Origin of the sequence: Pseudomonas sp. rhizo66 (assembly GCF_031931925.1) — a bacterium.
Taxonomy (GTDB): domain Bacteria; phylum Pseudomonadota; class Gammaproteobacteria; order Pseudomonadales; family Pseudomonadaceae; genus Aquipseudomonas.
Genome location: NZ_JAUJWZ010000020.1, coordinates 43,189 through 62,987, shown reverse-complemented (window position 1 = coordinate 62,987; position 19,799 = coordinate 43,189). Strand labels below are relative to the sequence as shown.

Below are 19,799 nucleotides of genomic sequence, written 5' to 3'. Positions count from 1 at the left end.
CCACACTAAAGGAGTAGATAATAATGAGTAAGCCTGCAAAGATTTTCCTCCTTGGTGTGGTGGTGGGTGTGATCGTATTAATGGTGGGCTACGTTCTAGATAAGCGTCAGCAGGATTCACTTGAGTCGTTAGTTGCGAAGTGCAAGACAGAAACGATGGAAGCACCTAAAGGGCCGTGGCAGAAATATCAAGAAGCTCCTCTAGTGTGTGAGCCTTCTGAATTAGTAATTTATCCGGATATCATTGGCGTACAGAAAGAGGTTAGACAGAGCTATTTGGGACGGGGATATTACTTCTTCTGGAGTCAGCTACTTGCTATGGCGCTCCTGGGAGTGTTTGCCCTTCCATATGCTTGGTATTTTCTGTTGAGAAGGGTTAGAGAGTTAGTTAAGGCGATAACTGGAAAATGAAAAAGGACTGGTTGATTCTCGTTTGTTGCGTCGGGCTATTTAGCTCTGGTTTTGTGTTTGCAAGATTGCTGGCACAGTTTGGCTACCTGCCAGCAGTATTTTTTGTTTGGGAAGAAAAGTTAGACATAGGAACCATGTTTAATATTGTGGCCGCTATTGCTACGGCATTGGCTGCTTATGCGGCCTTCAGGTCTGCTGATACTGCAAGGATTGCAGCGATGGATAGCAGGGCATCCACGCGAATTCAGACGTACATCCAGCATCAACAACAGTTCGACAGGCTTCTCGATGAATCTCAAGCGGAGATGGGAATAGCTTTCTTCAGGCGTATTGAGCTCTACGATAAAATGTTCCCAGACAACCGACACGCTGATAAATCATTTTCATTGCTTGCTGATCCCACCGTTATCCTAAATTGGGCAAATCGTTATGATCAGCTCAGGGATATAGCTGAAAGCGAATTGCCACCAATTGAGGAAAGCTTTCCACAGTGGATGATCGGTTGCATGGAGCTCGCCAATAGAATGAACTTTACACACATGGAACCTAAGGAAGGGCAGGTCTATATAAATGGAAGAAACTACTCATATTTTGACAGCGACCCTGCCAAGCCACTTCATAATCTTGCTGAGGTAATACACCGATTAGCAAGGTTTGGTTTGATAGACAGAGCACCAAAGATTTTATTCCATCGTCATATGCCAGCTTTTGTAACGGCGTACAACAGCTTCTACTGGAGTATCCAAGAAGGGAGGACTCCACACAAAATTATTTAATAAGACAACTGCACCAAACCCCCACCATCACTTAATATCATAAGTTAAACCAAATACAAATAAATAGTGTTCAAAACATCCGTTACGGTATTGACAATCATTCTCATTTGTGTCATACTGTTTATATTGGAGTTGACCAGATCACGTCGTCTTTCCAGTGTCCTCGAAAACACTGCGGCACCTTTCAAGCAAACCCTGCCTTCCTTCTCGGTTTGTTGCGTGGTCTGACCCTCCAATTAATCTTTCCTGAAACCAAACCCATGTTTTTTAACTAGGACATGGGTTTGGTTTTGTCTGCCGTAAACAGTTCCAAACACTATTAATCATCTCAAGAGGTAGCATCCTATGCCTATCACCCTTTGCCGTGCCTGCAATAAACCTTTGTTTAACCGACGACCACAAACACGGACATGTAACGCAGCCTGTCGTGCTAAGCACTGGCGTTACTCAAAAGTAACAATGATTCCAGTGTCTATGATGTTGAATCTAACCAATTATGCACTGGTTAAAAAAGCTGCTGAATCTGCTGGCAAGTCAATCAACGACTATGTGCATGGTCGTGTAATTAGTGAGAGTGCATGATGCGAATATCATTAAATGAAAGGGCTGTTCAACAACTTCAGATGATCATGAAAGCAACGGGATATACAAATCATACGCATTGCATTCAGACAATGCTGACCCAAGTGAATAGCAAGCTACAACTTTCTAATGAAAAGAAAGCAGCAAAGAAAGCTTCAAGCATCTAACCCACCATTCAATCTAAATACTATCAACCTACACAGTAGAGGATAGAACATATCGCATAGAGGAAAAGCAAATGAGCAACTACATTGTCGTACACAAACCATCACAACTCATTCAGACCGTTGTAACCAGTTCATTGCCACCGACACCAAATGGTGATCATGCATTCCATGCTGCTTCTGAGATAGTGCTAACCAAGTACTACAGGCTCAAATCTAAGGCTAACCGTCAAGGTGTACTTGTATCAGTTGGTGATCTAGCAGCAGTATCACCTTCGTTCTTGGAATCACTGATGGCATTAAAGCGTAAGCGTTAAGCCGATTTCATTGGCCCAAACCGATTAAATATGCGTACTCCTGGCTACCCTACAGGGTACGTTGGTTGTCATGTCCACACCCCTTGTAAGCCGGGCATCTAAAATGCCCAAAACACCTTATCTCAGGTGTCTTTCAAAAAAACAATCTAAGGAATAAAAATGAGTATGAAGTTTGATTATTTCTATCGTGGAATCACGAGGGCAGAGCGACGACGTGCAATGCAGCAACAAGCAAAGCATTACACTCAAACTACACAGCAGATTGATACCAGTGTCGTAAGTGCTACAACTGCCAAGCAGTCAGACAAAAAACTTAATGATCAAGTATACAAAGAATCTTTGTTGAGCAAGATGAGAGAGCGGCTTGCACAAATTAAAGCAGATGATAAAAACAAACCAACCAATCATAAGGAATAATTTAATGACCAATACAGCTACCAATCCACGAACACGCATTTCAATCAAGGGTGCACCTCGGAAGTATGATGCTAACGAACTGCTACAACGCCAGCAGGGTTATCACTCTATGTATCGCTCAACTGACCAGAATTGTGAGATGGTGCGGGGAGAGCTTCCATATCTCTTTCTAACCAAGGTAATTGAGAAGGTCAGTGAGGGGTACATCTTGACTGATCGTTATCCTATGACCATGAGTAACATGAACTATCACTGTCACATGATCAAGCCGGAGCGTTTGCAAACTGCCGACTTGGCGATCATTGATGAGAAAGTAAAGCAAGACTACATTGCTGAGTTGGAAACAGAGCTTGCCCAATACCGAGAACTCCTCACCCAGCAATTGTTGGAGAAAGCGGAACTGGCTGAGCAGAAAAAGCTGGCCGATAAACGAGCAAAGTTGCTTGCTGAGGTTGAACGTGAAGTCAACGATGTTTGGGGAGAGCGCGTAGTGATTGCGTAACCCAACACAGCTGCTCATGGTGATCCTTGCCAGAAGCTCGCATAACGCGATTACAGACCGTTCCTCATGAAACCCTACCCATCATTGCCCCGACAGCTTACCAAAGGCTGTGCGGGGCTTTTGTTTGCGTGTAGGAAAGGTGGTGAACTGATCCACTTTTCTAAACGAGACTGATCACCAAATGAGAATAGGTCTTGACAAAACGCGATTTGACGTGTAGAATAGGGCTTATCCGCCGAGCGTAGCGAGGTGGGTAAGATCAAAAGCTTTATATTAAAGATCAAGAGCTTGTTATATAGAAGAATATTATATAATTATAGGGTGATAATCCTATAGTATTTATTAAAGAACATTAGAAAGAAAGAGGTAGGAGTAAACCTACCTACAAAGAGTATTATATTTAAAGAATAATATTATCAGCTATAGCTGATAGAAGTAATTACCTAAAGAATAACTATTCTGTCGTTACGACAGGTAATCACCTATTCTGTTTCACAGAAGACAAATCAAAAGCTGGTGGGCTATCGCTATTTCCACCTATTGAAGAGCATTCGCCTATCGGCTCACCTTGCGATCATGTCTTGGTATGTAGAGTTGACAAACTCTAGAAGTCATTTCCTGATTGTACAATCAGATATCCAACAATCTCTGTGTAAACATACACAGAATACAGTTGGTGAACATTCAGGAAAGGTAGACACGAAGTGGAACCAAACACAGGTATTCACCTACCACCGTTACGGTGAATACAAAATTCTCATCAATCATACTTTGGTGGTTTACCATCGTTATTTGATGATAGCTGTAACACTCCATAGTCACGCCTGAGAGCCTTTACGCTCAATCCAATACCAGTCCAAACCTTTCGGCCTCTGACTGCTCACACAGCGTCAGTGGCTTTTTTGTGGGCGATAATATGTTGAAACTACAATCAGTTATCAGGCGACATATCAGGGTTACCACTACACCCCTTATATACAAGCTTGTACACCAATACCGCTACAGGACTGATTGCACCTGGCCTTCAGCCGTTTTCGGTTAAGCACACGTTTCACTTTCTCCTCATTTCATTTCTCATGCTAGCAATTCGATTGAAATGAGGGAGAGACCTTGATCATTCCTGCGCATCACTCCAGCGTTTCCCTCTTTAGTGACGCCAACGCAATTCCTAAGTCATCCCAAGGACGCGATCCTTGACCGGCGTATCTACAGCCTGCAAGGTGTTCGAATATCACAGCCTTATCGGCCTCCTTCTGTGATGCTCCGCATGTCTTGCAATACACGGTGCTGTCCTTCAGTCGCCAGCGGCTGTTCCATGTGATCAGGTGATCTGTTGCGGACATCACTATCGTTCCCAAGCAAAATTTCTGTACAAGATTATAGGTTTTGTAAGGGATTTAATTGTGAAGTTCCGTTGCTTACGAATCGAGCTGCGGTGCAAGAGTGATGCGACTAATCGACTCTCATGACACCTAGGAAAACTGCCATGTCAAACAACATCGCCATCGCCATCGCTGACGCTTTGACCCTTCTGCTGCACAACCAGCACGGGCTTGCCGCTGCCATTGAAGAAGTCGCTTTATGGGCAAAGTCTTCAGGCTCACCCGACGTGCATGAGAGCGTCATATCCGCCTTGGAAACCATCGACGGAAACGCATCGGCCATCACTGACGCAATCAACCAAATACGGCAAGCCTGATCGTATTCAATTGGGTACACCCTTAAGACCGCTTATCGGTGAATACGAAAACCGTATTCAATAGAGTTGATTTCTCATAATGAACACGACTACCATCCTAGCCTCTAGAGGCAAATGAATACATTGGTGGGCATTATGGCAAGCATCGGCTACATCAGGGTTTCATCGGCAGACCAGAACACAGCCCGCCAGTTGGATGTTGTAGCGCTGGATGAAGTGTTCACGGACAAAGTTTCAGCAGCCACAACAGACCGTCCAGAGTTACAGGCAATGCTTCGTCACATCCGCAAGGGCGATGTGCTCCACGTCCACAGCATCGACCGTCTGGCTCGTTCACTGGAAGACTTGCTTTCTTTGGTCAAAGGCTTGATTGCAAGAGGTGTAGCGGTGCAGTTCCATAAGGAGGGCCTTCACTTCACTGGCGAAGCCAATCCAATGCAGGAGCTGATGCTAGGTTTACTGGGTAGCGTTGCTCAGTTTGAGCGGGCATTGATCCGAGAACGTCAGGCAGAAGGCATTCAGAAAGCCAAGGCAGCAGGCATTTACAAAGGCCGTGTGAAGACGATAGATGATGAAGCCATTCGCAAAGCAATGGCGGAAGAGGGAGCATCGTTCCGCAAGGTGGCAAAGGCTCTTGATGTGAGCCTGTCGACAGTACAGCGTGCTATGAAGAAATAACGCAATCGAGACGCCACGCAATCACTCGCGAGCAACGATAACCATTAGGTGCGACTGTGACGCTGGCGCTGAGATAAACAGCCCGCACGCAATCCTGCAAAACCTCAGGTCGTATTCAGACCATCACCACCATCGGATTTGGCGAAAGCTTGGCATAAGCCCGGCCTTAATCGCCATACCGGTTGGATATGCCTGACCAATATCTAACACCCACCACGGATTCCAGCACTATCAATATACAGATTCAACCCAGAATCGAGATTCAAAATAAAGGGGGTTGGGATTCAGGGGTAAAAAGTGGTGGTGTAATATTTGGAATCACTGCGTGCATCAATTCCGTAGGTTCTGACCTTCACGACAGTCGTCTGTCTTTTGGGCGTGCGCCATTACCGTGTGACGCCAAGTTGCTCCATGGCTGCCCAGTGATACCTATCTGCTCTTGCTAACATTTCGCTCGCTACTGGATCGTCTTTATACTTTACAATTTCGCGTTGAAGTTCGTTATGAATAATGTCCGTGACATGATCAGCATAATCGAAGTCTTTGAGTTTCTCTATCTCTTTATAATCCGCAAAAATTGTTGCTAGCTGCCGATAGGTTTCCTCAAGCATTCTTTCAGTAACAACAATATGTTGCTGGCTATCTTCATAAAGGTCATGGAGGTGGGGAAGAGCTTCTATTTTATATCGAATTTCAAACGCACCTTTCGCTCTATAGTAAGTAGTCAATGTTTTGTAGAGGGAATCCCGAATTAACCCTCCTTGACCTTTGTGGTGTATTGGAGCGACGTTTGGATTGCCCGTATAAAAAAGGATGGAGTTAAGTACATTTTCGATTCTAAACAATGTTTCATCGATGTTGTAAATATTTAGTCCCGCATTCCGACCTAAGAAGAAAATGTCGCCTTCACGATGAGGGCCGATGTATTCGATACCAAGGCAACCTTGTATATGATAAATTTTCTCCACAAGCCGCAGGTGCTCTTCGTTATCCCTGTAATTTTCTAGTAGTTCACCAACAGATTTATAAATAGCTAAACAGTCAGTTAGGTCGTAGGCTTTAGCATTTTCAGGTTCTACTATTTTCACATTATAGTCACAACGACTTGGGCTGTTATTAGGAAACATAGCTGTATAAACCCGGTCAGGGTCTGCGAAGCGAATAGTACCTTTAAAAAAAACAGCTTGTTCATTGAGCCTTTCAATAAATACCTTTCGATGATTAAGGTATTGTTCAAAAATAAGAGCGGCTAATTGCTTCTCTACAACAATGTCGTGCTTTTGTTGCTTGACTAAATTTTCGGCATCCAATGCGATTTGTCTTTCTTCGCCTTTTACTTGTTGGAGATAGAGGAAAAGTAGTGTGCCGATAGTGGCGAATGAGCTTAATAAAGTAAATGCACCACTCATCACTGAACCGAAGCTGCCCCAGTCAGTTGTAAGTCGAGAGATTGGCCCGAGGTAATACCCATAACTACATAGAACCCCCGCAGCAACAAAAACACCAACTCCAACAGCTATGCCTACCCCGGCTAATATCCAATTTGTTTTCATGATGACTCCTGGCTATATCTTGTTTTTTGCTAAACCTTATGAAAGGTGCAAAGATATTGCTGATGGCAACCGTGGCGCGGTTGGATAAGGAAAAGAGTATCAGGCAAGGTTGGGATAAAAAAGCTGCTAATCTCCAATGAAGGCCATCAAAGCTCGGAATGTTGCCGTAGGTAAAGGTATTCTCGCTAATGCGCGCACCTAATGATGTCCGCGATGAGCTTTTCTAACATGGCTGATTGCTATGGGCCAAAGTTACCACGCCAAATGAGATGCGAACGTTGCATAACTTAAAGCTTGCCTAATTTATCACTGCAAACCGTCATGCTTCTCGCCGTCAAACAGAATGCCCCGAACTCCAGTTCACTCAATGATCTAGAGTGGGGCGAGGCAACTTCCAATCAAGAAGAAACATTGTGGAGCTTTGGAAGTTTCCAGCGAGCTGAATTGTTTAATTTAAGGGCAAGTGTTCTTTTTAATTTGTCCAAAAAAGGCTTTACCCGAATTTCATTTCGAACACTCGCAGCCTCATCATCTGAACTAACAATGCTAACTGCAATTTCGGAGTACAACTCCATCGCCTTTCTCGAGTACTTGGCTATTGCATTTTTGAAATCGTCTCCCGTCATCTTTTTCAAGGTTAGTTTCGAAACGTCAGTGCCGAGGCGATCAACTAGGAAATTAGCAACAAAAATACCCCATGGAGTACCGTGTATACCCAAAATAATTTTCATCACTTTATCGCTAGGTACACCAGCCGCATTAAGTAGTGCAGATCGCTCCACTTCAACTTCGTGAGCTATCAACCACGCAAGGAAAACTTTTTCCGCCGTTAACCCTCGAGGGAATACCATTTTATAAAAACGGTCGAAAAGTTCCATTTTTCTCGTAACCGCTTCGAGTATCGTATCATCGGACATAGCAGCTAAATACTGAGCGGCTTTATCCAGTTCTATCCTCTTCGAGTTTTTCATTACCCTTGCACCCTCTTGCTTAGGTGCATAGGTATAGTCGATAGAAGAAAATGAGGTGCGCAAGCTCTCTTGTATTGGGTCAAGCAATCGGACGGCAGCCAGCTTAACCGGGTTTTGAGTATTGTTATACCTAACAATATCAGTCAGCAATGCTTTTTTAGCAGCTACCACTCGCACTAACACCTGAGACTGCCCCGCACTGGGATTATTTTCAATAGCCTTAGATAAACTGACCGTTGTTTGACAGCCGTTGACAATTGAAAAGCTTCTTATGGTGTATTTGTTCTCACCTATCTGCTCAAATGAATCTGCGACTATTGTGATACCGTTATTCAACGCCCAAAAATCGCCATGCCGGTTTTCTGCGGTCTCGACTATCTTCTCGTTTATACCACCTTTTCGCTGACCGATAAAAAGCCGAACATTGCCCTCAAAGAGTTGATTTTCATACTGGCTATACAGGCGAAATAGCTCTCCCGCATATACAGAGCCAACTATTGAATATCCAAACTCTCCGCGCAACTCAGCAATACCGCCATTGAATTGCAAGTTATCCTGCGGCACGTTTCGATCAGCAGCCTTTACTACTAAATACTTATCATATAGAGTATCTTGGTATTCATAGAAAAATGAGACATCTCCATAGCTTTTTGAGCGAACAGTTGCTTCTCTATTTCTTGAAATAGTATCAGATTTAGCAGCAAGCGTTACTAACCCAAAGACCATGCTGTAGCCCTCGGTATCTCCATCAGTCAATCTATCGTATATGTCGTTTCGACCTGCGTATTGGAACATAATAGGGTCTTTAACACTTGCGACAGCGCCAATTAACGCGTTCCACTTTTTCAAGCCTGCACTTTTATCTGATCGCTCAGATACATATCCTTGAAGCACATAAATAGTTTGCTGGTCATCGTCGATATAAATAAAATCACAGCCAGCATCTTCCGGCCCGTCTACCGAAGCAGCATCAATTGCCTCGTCTTCATCAATACCCAGAAGAGTAGACGCATACCATGCAGCTAAGGCTCTATCACGACTTATCCCACCCCTTTTAGCTAGCGAGTCAATCGCAGCAAGCAGTTCCTTGCGTTGGGCAGGGGTTTTTTGGGTGGGTGACAGAGCCATTTGTTAGAAGTCCTTTTGCACTGATTTGAGAAGGCGTTTGCCTCGATGTCGTAATGCTATCATGCGGAACCACCGAATTCACACCCGCCCCAGTAAGTCGCCTCATATTCGGGGCCAGCGTCTCATTTTAAGGCTGTGACCACCTGAGAAATACTTGCTGTCTGTGGCTCCGCTTGACGGCTACAAGCTGAAACGCTAGTGCGTTCTTTCAATCGTACAGCTGGAGTCTTTCGCCGCCCATGCGTTCCGTTGTCGCTACAATTGCGACCGCTGCAACTGCCTTCATGATGGCGCCATCGATATGTAATCTGGCAAGATTACATAGGGTTACCTGCACGTCAGGCGACCAGAGCAAGTATTTCCTTCAGGAGCGGAAATTTTGGAACACAGGTCAAGCGATGTGTTTTCTCAGAGCATCGTCGCCTAACTTATGCGTCCGGACGCAAGATAGTAGTTCTGATGGCGTAGACAATCCTCTCGCCGATCATTCTCGCCGTCTTACGCTCCGAATCACGCCGGTACATGTCTTACTAACTCTACCGGACTTGAAGAAAGTGGAGGTGGGTGGTCTTCTACAGCACCGGTTCCAGCTAAGTCTGCTAGCTGAATATCTTCGGATTTTCACCACCATCAACAGGTGGTTGTGACGTCAATGGGCAACTCTGCTTTCAGGGCAGGGAGTTTGGAGATTGCTGTCAGCTTCTGTGCCGTGCTCGCGCCTTTCGAATACACGTCGTGAGTGACTGAGCCCGTTTCATGTCCAACTAGCTCTTTTGCCAAGGCGTCTGGTACGTCAGCTCTGATCAGCTCAGTAACTACGGTATGGCGAAAGCTGTGGAAGACGTGGAGCTTGCTGAAGCCTGCTGTTGTACGCAATCTACCAAACGCCTTGGATATCGCGTGGGAGCGTTTGCCGTAGTGGTCGTGTGAGCTGGTGGGGATTAGGAAGGTATCAGTAGTTTCTTCGCACAGGCGGTCAATGGTAGTGGTCAGGCTCGGATGGATTGGCACCACACGCTTGCTCGCCTTGCTCTTGCTCTTCGGAAAGTCGAAGCAGCGGATGCCGTCAACAGTGATCACGCTGTCTCTGTTCAATCGACATAACTCTTCGATCCTGGCCCCGGTGTACCAGCCTAATGCGATGAGGTCTGCAAGCGGTTTATCCCCGTTGTCCAGTGCTGCTTGGTGCAGCTTGAGGGTATCAGCACGGGTGTATATTTCCCTGTCTTTGCCTGCTGTCTCGGAGCCACCGCCCTGTGGCAGTTCGTGTGCTACGAACGGGTTAACCTTGTCTTTGTATTCTTCACGCCATGCCGCGTCATATTTCATCGCCCACTTCCAGAGCGCCGTACCAGCCATGAGGTACTGGCCTAACGTAGCTGGTGCACGATCCAGCGATTTGAGCCATGCGTCTACCGTGTCGAAGTTGAGTGGGAGTCCCTCTTTCTTGAGGAAGTCTGACAGTCGTTCCATTTTGCCCACTTGCTGATCGATGTGTTTTGGAGCGCCACCACGACTCTCCCTGAATTCTCGATAGGTTTTCAGGCGAGCGGAGGTGATGGGTGACTTTGGCTTGAGGACGGTTGGGTCCAGAGCTATCGCCTGCCCTTCGGCGACCTCAAGGGGGGTCAGACCATAGTCAGCCGCAATCACCTTCAGCATAATTTCACGATTAACTTGAGCAACATGTTGTACTCGCTCTAACGGATTAGAGGGCATTCTTGCTAGGCTTTCGTTGAGGAAATCGATGACACCTATCACTCCGGCGGCCTCCAACTGGTTTGCCGCCGCAGACATGATGGCAAAATTATTCTCTTCGGAATCCTCGGTTTCTTCGGGTGAAAGCTCGTTGATTTTCCTGGAGTTTCTCTTTGTAACCTCCATAAAATGCGAAACTGTATCCGCGTCGAGTTCGCTACCCCATTCAGCTAATTCAGGACGCCAGTTCTCTTTGCGAATCTGTGCCTCTGTTCTTGCTACTGCAAATTCCGCCTTCCACTGGGTGAGGTAGGGTAGACGTGCGTCCATAGCTTGCTTGCGAAGTCCCGTCTTCAATGACTGAATCCGCACTTTACAGCCGATAGCTTTCTGTAGATCGGCAGGGACGGCCAGCCTCACGTACCAAGTGGATTCACCTTTCTTTTGAATCAGGTTGTCTGCCATTGGAATGCCGTGAAGTGGAGGAGTGGTAGCGGATTGTACTACTCAATTGTACTACTATGCACGCTGAAAGCCCCAGGTTACGGGGTTTTCTGGTCGAAAGGGGTGTTGAATTAGAATCTCTCCTTCACCGCCATATTCAGTACACAAAACCCCTGATTTCGAAAGAAGTCAGGGGTTTTGTGGTTTCTGGCGTCTGCATTTTTATTGCCGCGCCGTGAAGTCCGCTTTGTGCGATTACAATCGCGCATTTATTCATTGGTACAGAGACGACTTCCATGATCATTTCCACCACTCACACCATTGAAGGCCGGCAGATCACGGCTTACCTGGACATCGTCAGTGCCGAGTCGGTGCAGGGCGTCAATGTGATCCGCGATATGTTTGCCGGTATGCGCGATTTTTTCGGCGGACGCTCGCAAACCCTGGAGCGCGCGTTGAAGGAGGCTCGTATTCAGGCGACCGATGAGATCAAGGAACGCGCACACGCTTTGCAGGCGGATGCGGTGGTCGGGGTGGATTTCGAGATCAGCATGCCGGCGGGGAAGGGTGGCATGGTGGTGGTGTTTGCGACCGGGACCGCCGTCAAGTTGCGCTGATCATTGAGCCGACGTTTGCGCCTGGTAGATTTCGATATTGCCGTGTTTAACCTGTTGATAGGCGGTGTAAGGCAATACCAGCGTATCCGTGACGCCGGAGACCGCGAGGTCGAGCAATACCAAGGGTGCAGCGGGGCGGCCGGTGCCGAAAGCTTTCATCGGTAATTCTGGCGCGTGCAATACGCAGAAGTCGTAACCGACGCCGCTGTAGATCCGGGAGATCGAATCACAGTAAGTCTGGCGCTGTTTCAGGTCATTGCCTGCGACGGTGTCTTCCTGAAAAACACTGCTGATCGTCCCGCAGCCGCTGATCATCAGAGCTGAAAGTAGTAGAGCGCTGGCATTTCTGAGCATGTTCGCGATTCCTTCGCAATGAGATTGGGGTGCCAGATTAGCTTGGTGGCAATGCGGATGCCTCTTCATTTTGTTCATTTTTTGTAGGCCATTCGTCGGGCGTAAGGCAGCCTGAATAACAAGTCCAAGAGTGACCGACTAGTCTCAAAGGCATGGAGGTCGATATTTTTTCAGGCAGAAAGGTTTTTTGTCGGTGTCGATCTGTTGCGAAGGGGCGAACGTATGACTGATCCGTATATCGAAGACGATGGCGCTGAATTTTCCTTCAATAACTGCGTCCGGTGCGGCCAGAGCGAATATCAGGCAGGTTTTGGCGAGGATCCTGTGCAGATCGGGAAGATCAAATCCGCGGCACCCAAAGGACCAAAGGCGAAATTCCTCCCCAAGGTCACCACGCGATCCAGAAAATGATTGTTCTCTGAGTAACCCCGTATTGAGCGGGGTTTTTTATGCCAGTGCGTGTGAAGAATTTTCTTACGGGCGACGACGACAAATCAGTTTGCTTTCACAAACTTTTCACGTCTGTCGCAGTAGGGTGAAGCCATCCGTTAGAAAGCAAGTCTCCAGCCCGTCTCCCCAGCGGGCTTTTTTTTGCCTGTCATAAAACCTTTTGCAGAATTGCTGTCCAATCGGCGCCGAGTACGCGGGCACCTCTGATTTCGGCTGGACTTTCGCGTGACGACGGCATTAAATCCCGGCCCTTTTAGTCATCCCAATTGTTGAGGTTTTCGTCATGCGTTTAACACTGCCTGCTCTGGTTCTGGGGCTTCTGGTTGCTCAAGGTGCAATGGCCGCAGGTGATGGCACCGCTGCGCTGGGCGGTGGTCTGGGTGGTGCACTGGGTAATGTCGTCGGCCAGAAAATGGGCGGCAGCACTGGCGCGGCCATTGGTGCCGGTGTAGCAGGCGCGGCGGGCAGCGCAATGGCGGCGCGCAAGGGGAGCCGAACCAAAGCGGCGATTGGCGGCGGCGTTGGCGCAGCCGGTGGTTCAGTGATCGGTAACAGCCTTGGCGGCAAGACTGGCGCAACCATTGGTGCAGGCCTGGGTGGCGCGGCTGGCGGCGCAGTGGGTAGCAACTTGTCCAAAGGTCACAAGCGTCACTAAGACTCATCCCTGTCAGAAGAAGCCCGGCCCGATGTCGGGCTTTTTCATGGCTGAACGTTTTCCCCGTTCGACTCTCCAATCTCACATAGGCCCATGTCTGGGCGGACTGTCCCGCTTCGGGAACTGTGAGGTTGATATGCGCTTGTCATTATCTGCACTGTTTTTCGGTTTGCTGGTAGCACAAGGGGCGATGGCCGCCGGTGATGGCACCGCCGCTGTGGGTGGCGGCCTGGGTGGCGCGCTCGGCAATGTGGTCGGTGGACAACTCGGTGGCAGTACTGGCGCGGCGGTAGGTGCAGGCGTTGGCGGCGCGGCCGGCAGTGCCGTCGGGGCGAATAAACGCAATCGAACCGAAGCCGCCATTGGCGGTGGTCTCGGCGCGGCCGGTGGCTCGGTCGTCGGCAACAGTCTCGGCGGGTCTACCGGTTCGACCATCGGCGCAGGGTTGGGCGGCGCGGCCGGTGGTGCGGTCGGCAACAACCTCGGTGACGATGGTGGCTCTCATTCCGGCGGCGGTCACAAACACAAGAACAAACATAAAAACCGCCATCATTGATGGAGGTTTGAACAGAAACCCGGCTTTTTGCCGGGTTTTTTGTATTTGCTCGTCGGACACCGGAACGATTGGCTGTAGGGCTTTTCGAACGTCATACACTCCCTGAAACGACGAGGTTTGCCATGACTCCTGAAACCGAAGGCAAGGAAGAGAAAGGTTCGAGTGGACTGCCGTTTATCAATGATCCGGGGAATGAGGATCCGGGGTCGTTGATGGATGATGCGACGGTGCCGTTGAATGATTCGGATGAGGCGGATATGGAGTATGAAGAGGATGAGGATGAGCAGTCATCGGATGTTTGAGAAGATCTCAGCGTCTGAATCCGGATTTTAAGGGCCTGAGTTCAAGAGGTCCTACAAATTTGTTAGCGACTAAAAACGGCTGCCCGCCAGTCATTGAACGGGTGAGCGAGTCTAGGTATATGCGTTTTTTTGTAGTGCTAACAATGTGAGATCTCGGATTTAGAGAGTTCCATATTGTCTAGAGTCATGCTGAGCAACTGGATGTCGAATTGTTCTCTGTATCTATATACATTTTTTATGATGCCTCACGGTACAGAGCACCCGTCGCTTAATGAATTTTAGAAAGGTAGCTCTGTTAAATATACGCTAGGTTCTCGCAGTCTTAATGATGATGTGGTAAACGTTACTTTCGAAGTGCTTGATACAGCTGAAATCAGATATCTGTCTCCAATTGGTTGTATGGATAGACTTAAATTTTTTTGAGTTGGAATGTTGGATGTCGTCAACTCTCTAATTTCACCGCATGTTATTCCGATTCGGCAAGCATTGTATCCTATGGATTCCCATTTTTTCGGAGGAGTGTCCGGCATTTCTCTAATATCAAATGCCAAGGTCAATGTTGAAAGATTGTTGTCTATGTTTAAAGCGAATAGCTTGATCTCCCCAACGGGTATATCTCTGCTGAATACCATGTTGAAGAGTTTGCTTCCTTCTATTTCATTCCAGTATTTCATGGTCATTCCTTGAATGGATAATGATCGCTCGTATTTTTTACTTTGCCATTGCGTGCGTCATGCGCGGGGCGTATGTTTATGTGAGGACCTTGATCTCCTCGGTTATTTATATCTCCATATTTATGTCCCGCTGAGTGGTCTTGGAGTATCAATATAAAGCCATCTTTTCGGGTGAATCTATATTCTCTGGTTATAATCGGCTTTCCACTGCTGTCTAGAATGTTATTTCCTTTTCTATCCGTCATGTTGACATAGGTGAACTGCTTCTGCCTGCCACTTACATCATCAGTTTGAATGTCAGGCTGTTGCCCTTTCGGTATTCCTGCATCAACTTTTGCCTGCCTGAATGCACCGCGCCTGGAAACCTGTGGAAGGTCAACTTCATCAGGTTTTGGACAATTGATTGATTTTCGACCTTTGGGTGGACAATTGGAACTCAACCCCAACGGATCCACCCACCCCGTCGGATTCGGCACGTACTGGTACTGATTCAAGCCACCGGCCAACTTGATCGGATCCGGCGTCAGATACCGCCCCAGTCGCGGGTCGTAATACCGGTGCCGGTTGTAATGCAGCCCGCTTTCCCCATCGAAATACTGCCCCTGAAAACGCAGCGGCTGGTTGAGGTAGTCCTCGCCGGCCAGGGTCAGGGCGGCGACTTTGCCGTAGGCGTCGTATTGCGCGGACCAGACGATGTCGCCGCTGTAGTCGGTGAGTTCCTGCGGGGTGCCGAGGTGGTCGAGTTGGTAATAAAACGGGCAGGCTTTTTTCGGGCCTTTGCCGTCGAGCAGGGCCAGCGGGCGGAAGGTGCCGGGTTCGTAGACGTAGCTGCGGTATTCGCGTTCGCTGCTTTCGGCGACGAGGTGGTCGCCTTGCCAGAAGAATTCGGTGGTTTGGCCATTGACGGTTTTGCTGATGCGTCGGCCGAAGGCGTCGTAGCGATAGCTGGCGGTCTGGCCGTCGGGGCGGGTCAGGCCGATCAGGCGGTGTTGGCTGTCGTAGCGGTATTCGGTGACGAGAGTCTGCGCGCGGCCACGGCGTTCGCGGATCAGGTTGCCGAAGGCGTCGTAGTCGTAATGACGGTCGCCCTGCATCAACAGGCGATTGCCCTTTATCTGGCTGGGACCGGGGCGGTCCTGCATCAGCAGGTTGCCGGCCGGGTCGTGGGCGAAGCTTTCCGGCAGTTCGTCGCGTGAGTGACGTACGCGGATCAGCTGATCGAGGGTGTCGTAGCCGTAGGTGCGCTGGCCGTGGCGGCTGTCGGCAATGTGCGCGAGATTGCCGTTGGCGCTGTAGGCATAATCGCGGCGGTAAAACGCATCGCGCTGATGGCCTACGGCGTGGGCGAGTAAGCGTCCCTGATCGTCGTAGGAATATTCGCTGAGCAGTAAACCCTGCTGGCGCTGCAGTTCGCGACCGGACTGGTAGACATGGCGGGTCAGCGGTGTGCCGTTGAGGTCGATGCCGTTCAGCGCGCCGCCCTTGGCGTGGTGGTAATCGAGCAGGCTGTTGTCCGGCAGACGCAGGCGCTTGAGCTGGCCGCAGGCGTCGTAGCGGTAGCGCAGGGTGCCCCAGCCTTGATGCTCGGTGATCAGTCGGTCCTGACGGTCGTACTCGAACGCCAGCGGGTGTTGCTGGCCGTCGTCGACACCCGTCAGTCGGCCGAGGCGGTCGTATTGATAGGAAACCTTGATCCCGTCGGGCAAAGTTTTGACCAGCAAACGCCCGGCAGCATCGCGCTCATAAGCGGTGACCAAACAAGAGCCGTCATCACCAAACTCGGTCTTTTCCAGCAGATGGCCGTTGAGGTCATAGGCGTACGCGGTGCGCCGACCGTCAAAACCGCTTTCCTGACGAATCAGCCCGGTCGGCGTGTAATCCAGCCGATACTTTTCCCCGGACTCGTTTTCGATCTCGGTGAGCAGCAGTTGCGCATGGTCGTAGCGGTACTGCACCTGCGTGCCGTCGGGGTTGATCCGCCGCGAGACCAGGTGCAGATCGTCGTCGTATTCGTAGCGGGTGATGCGCCCCAGTTCATCGCGCTCGGCGGTGACCTGACCGTAGGCGCCGTAGCTGTAGGCGCGGGTGCTGCCGGTAGGAAATATCGTCTGAATCAGTCGGCCAACGGCGTCCCAGTGCTGACGGGTGACGGCACCGTGTTCGTCTGCGGTCGTCGTCCGCCGCCCCAGCGCATCGTAGGAAAAACGCCGCACGCCACCGTCGGGCAGCGTTTCCTCGGTCAACTGGCCAAGGTTGTTCCAGACCAACCGATGCCGACTGCTGTCCGGGTAACGGATCGACAGCAATTGCCCCCGGGTGTCGTAGTAGTAATGGGTGACCTGGCCGTCGGGGTCGACCGCTTCGGTGACATCGCCCTCGGCATTGCGCCGATAGATCCACACCGCGTCGCCGCGCGAACGCCGGTGCAGGAAACCGTTGCGATACTCGTAGGACGTTGGCGCCTCATCCGGCGGAATCAGCGCGATCAGCCGTCCGACTTCGTCGTAGCGGTATTCGGTGACCGCACCCAAGGCATCCTGCTCGGCGATTAACCGCCCCGAAGAGTCATACGCCTTGAGCTGTTCACCACCATCCGCCTCGACCTTGCGCACCATCCGCGCACGCTCGTCGTGGACGTAAGTCTCTTCGGTGCCATCGACGTAATGCACCGCGACACTGCCGTCGTCGTTCCAGACGTAACGCGTGTCCATCTGCGAAAACGACGCCCAGTGACGCACGCAACGGGCAGCCTTGCCGGACCGCTCCCACTCCCAGAAGAAGCTCGCGCCCCCAGCGAGTTGCCGCTGCAAAATCACATGGGCGTCGTCGTAGTCGTAGCGCTCGCTGTCGCCGACGGCGTTGGTTGCTTCGATCAGGTGCGGGTAGGCGTCGTAGCGGTAACTGACCAGCGTCTGTTCGCTGTCCCAGGCACCGTCGCGAAACACTTGGTAATCGACCCCGACCAACTGCGCCCGCTCATAGCGCAACAGCAGTGAACGCCCGGCGCCGTTGTCCAGTCGCTGCACCCGGTCAGAGCGATCGCGTTGCACTGTCAGACGATTGCCATAGGCATCGCTGATCGCCGTCAGTCGTCCTGCGCGAAAGTGATAAAAGCGCGCTGTGTCCCCGGCCAGCGCGAGGATCAGCTCTTCCGGTTCATCGCCAAGAAAGATCGCCGCTCGCGACAGGCTGTTGTGAATCGCCGGCCGCTCGCTACTCGGTAATGGAAAGCGGGTGCGGCGGTTTTCGTGGTCGACCCAGACAACAACGTCGCCCTCAAACGCCAGCCGATGCGCCAGCGAATGGCTCCAGCCGAAGCCCAGGCCGACATCAATCTCCGCCGCGCTGCTGCGATACAACCGCGCGAACTCGAACGGCAACACCCCATCGAGCACCGCATCGGTCAGGGTCAGCAGTTCTTCGCCAGTGACCATCGACACCGGGCAGCCGTTGGTGCAGGTGCGGGGTACACAATCGGCGCTGTCGCCGTTGGGGTTTTTCGCCTGATCCGGCGAGTCGTCGTGGGGCTCATGCCGTTCCATCCGGCTCGAACCGCCAGGCTTGTCCCGCGCAAGAGGCGCCGGATTCGGCACCGTCAACACCAGCGAATCGGCCTGACGAATGTTCAGCGGAATCGACGGCGTGGGTTTCAACTCAACTTCACGGGCGTGAAGCATCAGCGGCCGCAAAGCGCTCGCGTGTTTGTTCAGTTGCGGTGCCGACGTCAGTTCCGCCAGGCGCAACGCTGACGCCGCCAGCCATTCCCGCGCCCGCGGCGACTTGATCTTCGCCAGCACCTTGCTGCTCAAGCGCAGCGGCACGCCGACGCCACCCGACACGCGCATCAGCAGAAAACTGATCAGCAGTTCGACACGAACCTCGGCCACCACTTCAGCCAGGTATTGCGGCGGCAGCATCTTCAGCCAACTGGTGAACGCGGCCAGATGAATAAACAGCAGCGGTTCGTCACTGAGGATCAGCAGGCCATTGGCAATGGCCTCGCTGGAGGCTTGCAGCAGCGCTTCGAGTTCGACGTCGCTCAGGTACGCCAGCAGTTTTTCGCTGTTGGCCTGCAAGTCGGCGAGCAGGGCGAATACCTGTTTGATGTCGTCCCAGACGCCATTCAGGGCTTTCTCGAACCCGCGCCAATCGGCTTGTTGCAACTGACCGTAACGGTCAAGAAACCCGGAGTTGGAAAACTCCGTCCACTGCGGCTGAAATCCGGCCCATTCAGCGCGCAACCAGCCCTCCAGGCCCGCAATGACACCTTCATAAGAGGCATACAGAGCACGCACATGGTCGGTGGATACATCGGGAAAAAAGGTGATGCGATAACGCTGGCCCCGATCGCAATCGGTCACTTGCAGAATGCCGCTTGGGCCGATGGTGTGGTGCAGCGGTTCGCCGAAGGTCAGCACACCGCCGACATCGGCGATCACCGGCTCAAGCGTAACGGGAGTGTCGCCAATCGGCACAAACCGCGCGGCGTCGAACATGTGCACCAGCGTCAACGTCCCACTGGCCGAGCACATGACCACCGATGAACTGAGCGGCTGGCGCGACTTGATCGGCGCGCTGAGGCGCACGTCGTTGCCGACGGTGAAGACCTGCTCGACATCCAGCGCGGTTCCGGTCCAGAACTGCTCGGCCCAGGCGTCGTAGTTGTTCAGGCACAGGCGGAACTCGCGAATCAGGTTTTCAAAATCCGGCTCGTCGGGATTCAGGGCGGCAACAATGAGTAGGCCAATGCTGTTGTTCAGAGCCAGAAGCCGATCGGGTTGAAGCATGGGCAAGCACTCGCGCACGTGAGGAAAGAGGTGCGCGGACTTTGCTGGGGATCAGAGAGGAAAGA

Annotated in this window: 18 protein-coding genes; 12 read left to right on the top strand and 6 right to left on the bottom strand. The window is 50.7% G+C overall.

Annotated elements, in window-relative coordinates:
* The first annotated feature begins 23 nt into the window (after positions 1-23).
* The 7 genes from QZR14_RS22460 (at position 24) to QZR14_RS22430 (ending at position 5,545) form a co-directional block, all read left to right on the top strand.
* Entirely contained in the window at positions 24-410 is a 387-nt protein-coding gene (locus QZR14_RS22460) for a hypothetical protein (RefSeq protein WP_311997782.1), read from the top strand.
* A complete protein-coding gene (locus tag QZR14_RS22455; RefSeq protein ID WP_311997781.1) occupies positions 407-1,186 on the top strand; it encodes a hypothetical protein in 780 nt (259 codons plus the stop codon). The genes QZR14_RS22460 and QZR14_RS22455 overlap by 4 nt, the downstream gene beginning before the upstream one ends.
* 820 nt (positions 1,187-2,006) lie before the next feature.
* A complete protein-coding gene (locus tag QZR14_RS22450; RefSeq protein ID WP_311997780.1) occupies positions 2,007-2,249 on the top strand; it encodes a hypothetical protein in 243 nt (80 codons plus the stop codon).
* A gap of 159 nt (positions 2,250-2,408) precedes the next feature.
* Positions 2,409-2,666, top strand: a complete 258-nt coding sequence (locus QZR14_RS22445) for a hypothetical protein (RefSeq protein ID WP_311997779.1) — start codon at positions 2,409-2,411, stop codon at positions 2,664-2,666.
* Positions 2,667-2,670: 4 nt separating this feature from the next.
* Positions 2,671-3,168, top strand: a complete 498-nt coding sequence (locus QZR14_RS22440) for a hypothetical protein (protein ID WP_311997778.1) — start codon at positions 2,671-2,673, stop codon at positions 3,166-3,168.
* A gap of 1,486 nt (positions 3,169-4,654) precedes the next feature.
* On the top strand, positions 4,655-4,867 hold the full coding sequence (locus QZR14_RS22435) for a hypothetical protein (protein ID WP_311997777.1): 213 nt from the start codon (positions 4,655-4,657) through the stop codon (positions 4,865-4,867).
* 114 nt (positions 4,868-4,981) lie between these two features.
* Positions 4,982-5,545: a recombinase family protein gene (locus tag QZR14_RS22430; RefSeq protein WP_311997776.1), complete on the top strand. Its 564-nt coding sequence runs from the start codon at positions 4,982-4,984 to the stop codon at positions 5,543-5,545.
* A 386-nt stretch (positions 5,546-5,931) separates the two neighbouring features.
* Here the strand turns inward: QZR14_RS22430 and QZR14_RS22425 are convergent, their stop codons facing one another.
* The 3 genes from QZR14_RS22425 to QZR14_RS22415 form a co-directional block, all read right to left on the bottom strand.
* Complete coding sequence (locus QZR14_RS22425; protein ID WP_311997775.1) at positions 5,932-7,098, bottom strand: hypothetical protein; 1,167 nt, start codon at positions 7,096-7,098, stop codon at positions 5,932-5,934.
* A 398-nt stretch (positions 7,099-7,496) separates the two neighbouring features.
* Positions 7,497-9,197, bottom strand: a complete 1,701-nt coding sequence (locus QZR14_RS22420) for an AIPR family protein (protein ID WP_311997774.1) — start codon at positions 9,195-9,197, stop codon at positions 7,497-7,499.
* Between the two features lie 630 nt (positions 9,198-9,827).
* On the bottom strand, positions 9,828-11,360 hold the full coding sequence (locus tag QZR14_RS22415) for a site-specific integrase (RefSeq protein ID WP_311997773.1): 1,533 nt from the start codon (positions 11,358-11,360) through the stop codon (positions 9,828-9,830).
* 275 nt (positions 11,361-11,635) lie between these two features.
* Here QZR14_RS22415 and QZR14_RS22410 point away from each other — a divergent pair, with 275 nt between their 5' ends.
* Positions 11,636-11,956: a YbjQ family protein gene (locus tag QZR14_RS22410; protein WP_250603928.1), complete on the top strand. Its 321-nt coding sequence runs from the start codon at positions 11,636-11,638 to the stop codon at positions 11,954-11,956.
* Here the strand turns inward: QZR14_RS22410 and QZR14_RS22405 are convergent, their stop codons facing one another.
* Positions 11,957-12,310 carry a YceK/YidQ family lipoprotein gene (locus QZR14_RS22405; protein ID WP_250603930.1) on the bottom strand — a complete coding sequence of 118 codons (354 nt, stop codon included), beginning with the start codon at positions 12,308-12,310 and terminating at the stop codon, positions 11,957-11,959.
* Positions 12,311-12,532: 222 nt separating this feature from the next.
* Between QZR14_RS22405 and QZR14_RS22400 the strand changes: the two genes are divergently transcribed.
* The 4 genes from QZR14_RS22400 to QZR14_RS22385 all read left to right on the top strand — a co-directional run bounded on the left by QZR14_RS22400 (position 12,533) and on the right by QZR14_RS22385 (position 14,273).
* Positions 12,533-12,721: a hypothetical protein gene (locus tag QZR14_RS22400; protein WP_250603932.1), complete on the top strand. Its 189-nt coding sequence runs from the start codon at positions 12,533-12,535 to the stop codon at positions 12,719-12,721.
* A gap of 322 nt (positions 12,722-13,043) precedes the next feature.
* Positions 13,044-13,415: a hypothetical protein gene (locus tag QZR14_RS22395; protein ID WP_038366883.1), complete on the top strand. Its 372-nt coding sequence runs from the start codon at positions 13,044-13,046 to the stop codon at positions 13,413-13,415.
* Positions 13,416-13,551: 136 nt separating this feature from the next.
* Positions 13,552-13,971 carry a YMGG-like glycine zipper-containing protein gene (locus QZR14_RS22390; RefSeq protein WP_007914081.1) on the top strand — a complete coding sequence of 140 codons (420 nt, stop codon included), beginning with the start codon at positions 13,552-13,554 and terminating at the stop codon, positions 13,969-13,971.
* A gap of 122 nt (positions 13,972-14,093) precedes the next feature.
* Positions 14,094-14,273 (top strand): hypothetical protein, encoded by a 180-nt coding sequence (locus QZR14_RS22385; protein ID WP_127926470.1) that lies wholly within the window; start codon positions 14,094-14,096, stop codon positions 14,271-14,273.
* A 278-nt stretch (positions 14,274-14,551) separates the two neighbouring features.
* On the opposite strand, the gene QZR14_RS22380 is transcribed toward QZR14_RS22385, so the two are convergent.
* Positions 14,552-14,947: an Imm50 family immunity protein gene (locus QZR14_RS22380; protein ID WP_311997772.1), complete on the bottom strand. Its 396-nt coding sequence runs from the start codon at positions 14,945-14,947 to the stop codon at positions 14,552-14,554.
* Between the two features lie 2 nt (positions 14,948-14,949).
* Positions 14,950-19,734: an RHS repeat-associated core domain-containing protein gene (locus QZR14_RS22375; protein WP_311997771.1), complete on the bottom strand. Its 4,785-nt coding sequence runs from the start codon at positions 19,732-19,734 to the stop codon at positions 14,950-14,952.
* Positions 19,735-19,799 lie beyond the last annotated feature (65 nt).

Bases quoted from the DNA above. Each gene is read 5' to 3' on its own strand.
- QZR14_RS22455 (WP_311997781.1), top strand. From the start codon at position 407: ATGAAAAAGGACTGGTTGATTCTCGTTTGTTGCGTCGGGCTATTTAGC.
- QZR14_RS22410 (WP_250603928.1), top strand. From the start codon at position 11,636: ATGATCATTTCCACCACTCACACCATTGAAGGCCGGCAGATCACGGCT.
- QZR14_RS22425 (WP_311997775.1), bottom strand. From the start codon at position 7,098: ATGAAAACAAATTGGATATTAGCCGGGGTAGGCATAGCTGTTGGAGTT.
- QZR14_RS22390 (WP_007914081.1), top strand. From the start codon at position 13,552: ATGCGCTTGTCATTATCTGCACTGTTTTTCGGTTTGCTGGTAGCACAA.
- QZR14_RS22420 (WP_311997774.1), bottom strand. From the start codon at position 9,197: ATGGCTCTGTCACCCACCCAAAAAACCCCTGCCCAACGCAAGGAACTG.
- QZR14_RS22400 (WP_250603932.1), top strand. From the start codon at position 12,533: ATGACTGATCCGTATATCGAAGACGATGGCGCTGAATTTTCCTTCAAT.
- QZR14_RS22430 (WP_311997776.1), top strand. From the start codon at position 4,982: ATGAATACATTGGTGGGCATTATGGCAAGCATCGGCTACATCAGGGTT.
- QZR14_RS22440 (WP_311997778.1), top strand. From the start codon at position 2,671: ATGACCAATACAGCTACCAATCCACGAACACGCATTTCAATCAAGGGT.
- QZR14_RS22395 (WP_038366883.1), top strand. From the start codon at position 13,044: ATGCGTTTAACACTGCCTGCTCTGGTTCTGGGGCTTCTGGTTGCTCAA.
- QZR14_RS22435 (WP_311997777.1), top strand. From the start codon at position 4,655: ATGTCAAACAACATCGCCATCGCCATCGCTGACGCTTTGACCCTTCTG.
- QZR14_RS22450 (WP_311997780.1), top strand. From the start codon at position 2,007: ATGAGCAACTACATTGTCGTACACAAACCATCACAACTCATTCAGACC.
- QZR14_RS22385 (WP_127926470.1), top strand. From the start codon at position 14,094: ATGACTCCTGAAACCGAAGGCAAGGAAGAGAAAGGTTCGAGTGGACTG.
- QZR14_RS22460 (WP_311997782.1), top strand. From the start codon at position 24: ATGAGTAAGCCTGCAAAGATTTTCCTCCTTGGTGTGGTGGTGGGTGTG.
- QZR14_RS22375 (WP_311997771.1), bottom strand. From the start codon at position 19,734: ATGCTTCAACCCGATCGGCTTCTGGCTCTGAACAACAGCATTGGCCTA.
- QZR14_RS22445 (WP_311997779.1), top strand. From the start codon at position 2,409: ATGAGTATGAAGTTTGATTATTTCTATCGTGGAATCACGAGGGCAGAG.
- QZR14_RS22380 (WP_311997772.1), bottom strand. From the start codon at position 14,947: ATGAAATACTGGAATGAAATAGAAGGAAGCAAACTCTTCAACATGGTA.
- QZR14_RS22405 (WP_250603930.1), bottom strand. From the start codon at position 12,310: ATGCTCAGAAATGCCAGCGCTCTACTACTTTCAGCTCTGATGATCAGC.
- QZR14_RS22415 (WP_311997773.1), bottom strand. From the start codon at position 11,360: ATGGCAGACAACCTGATTCAAAAGAAAGGTGAATCCACTTGGTACGTG.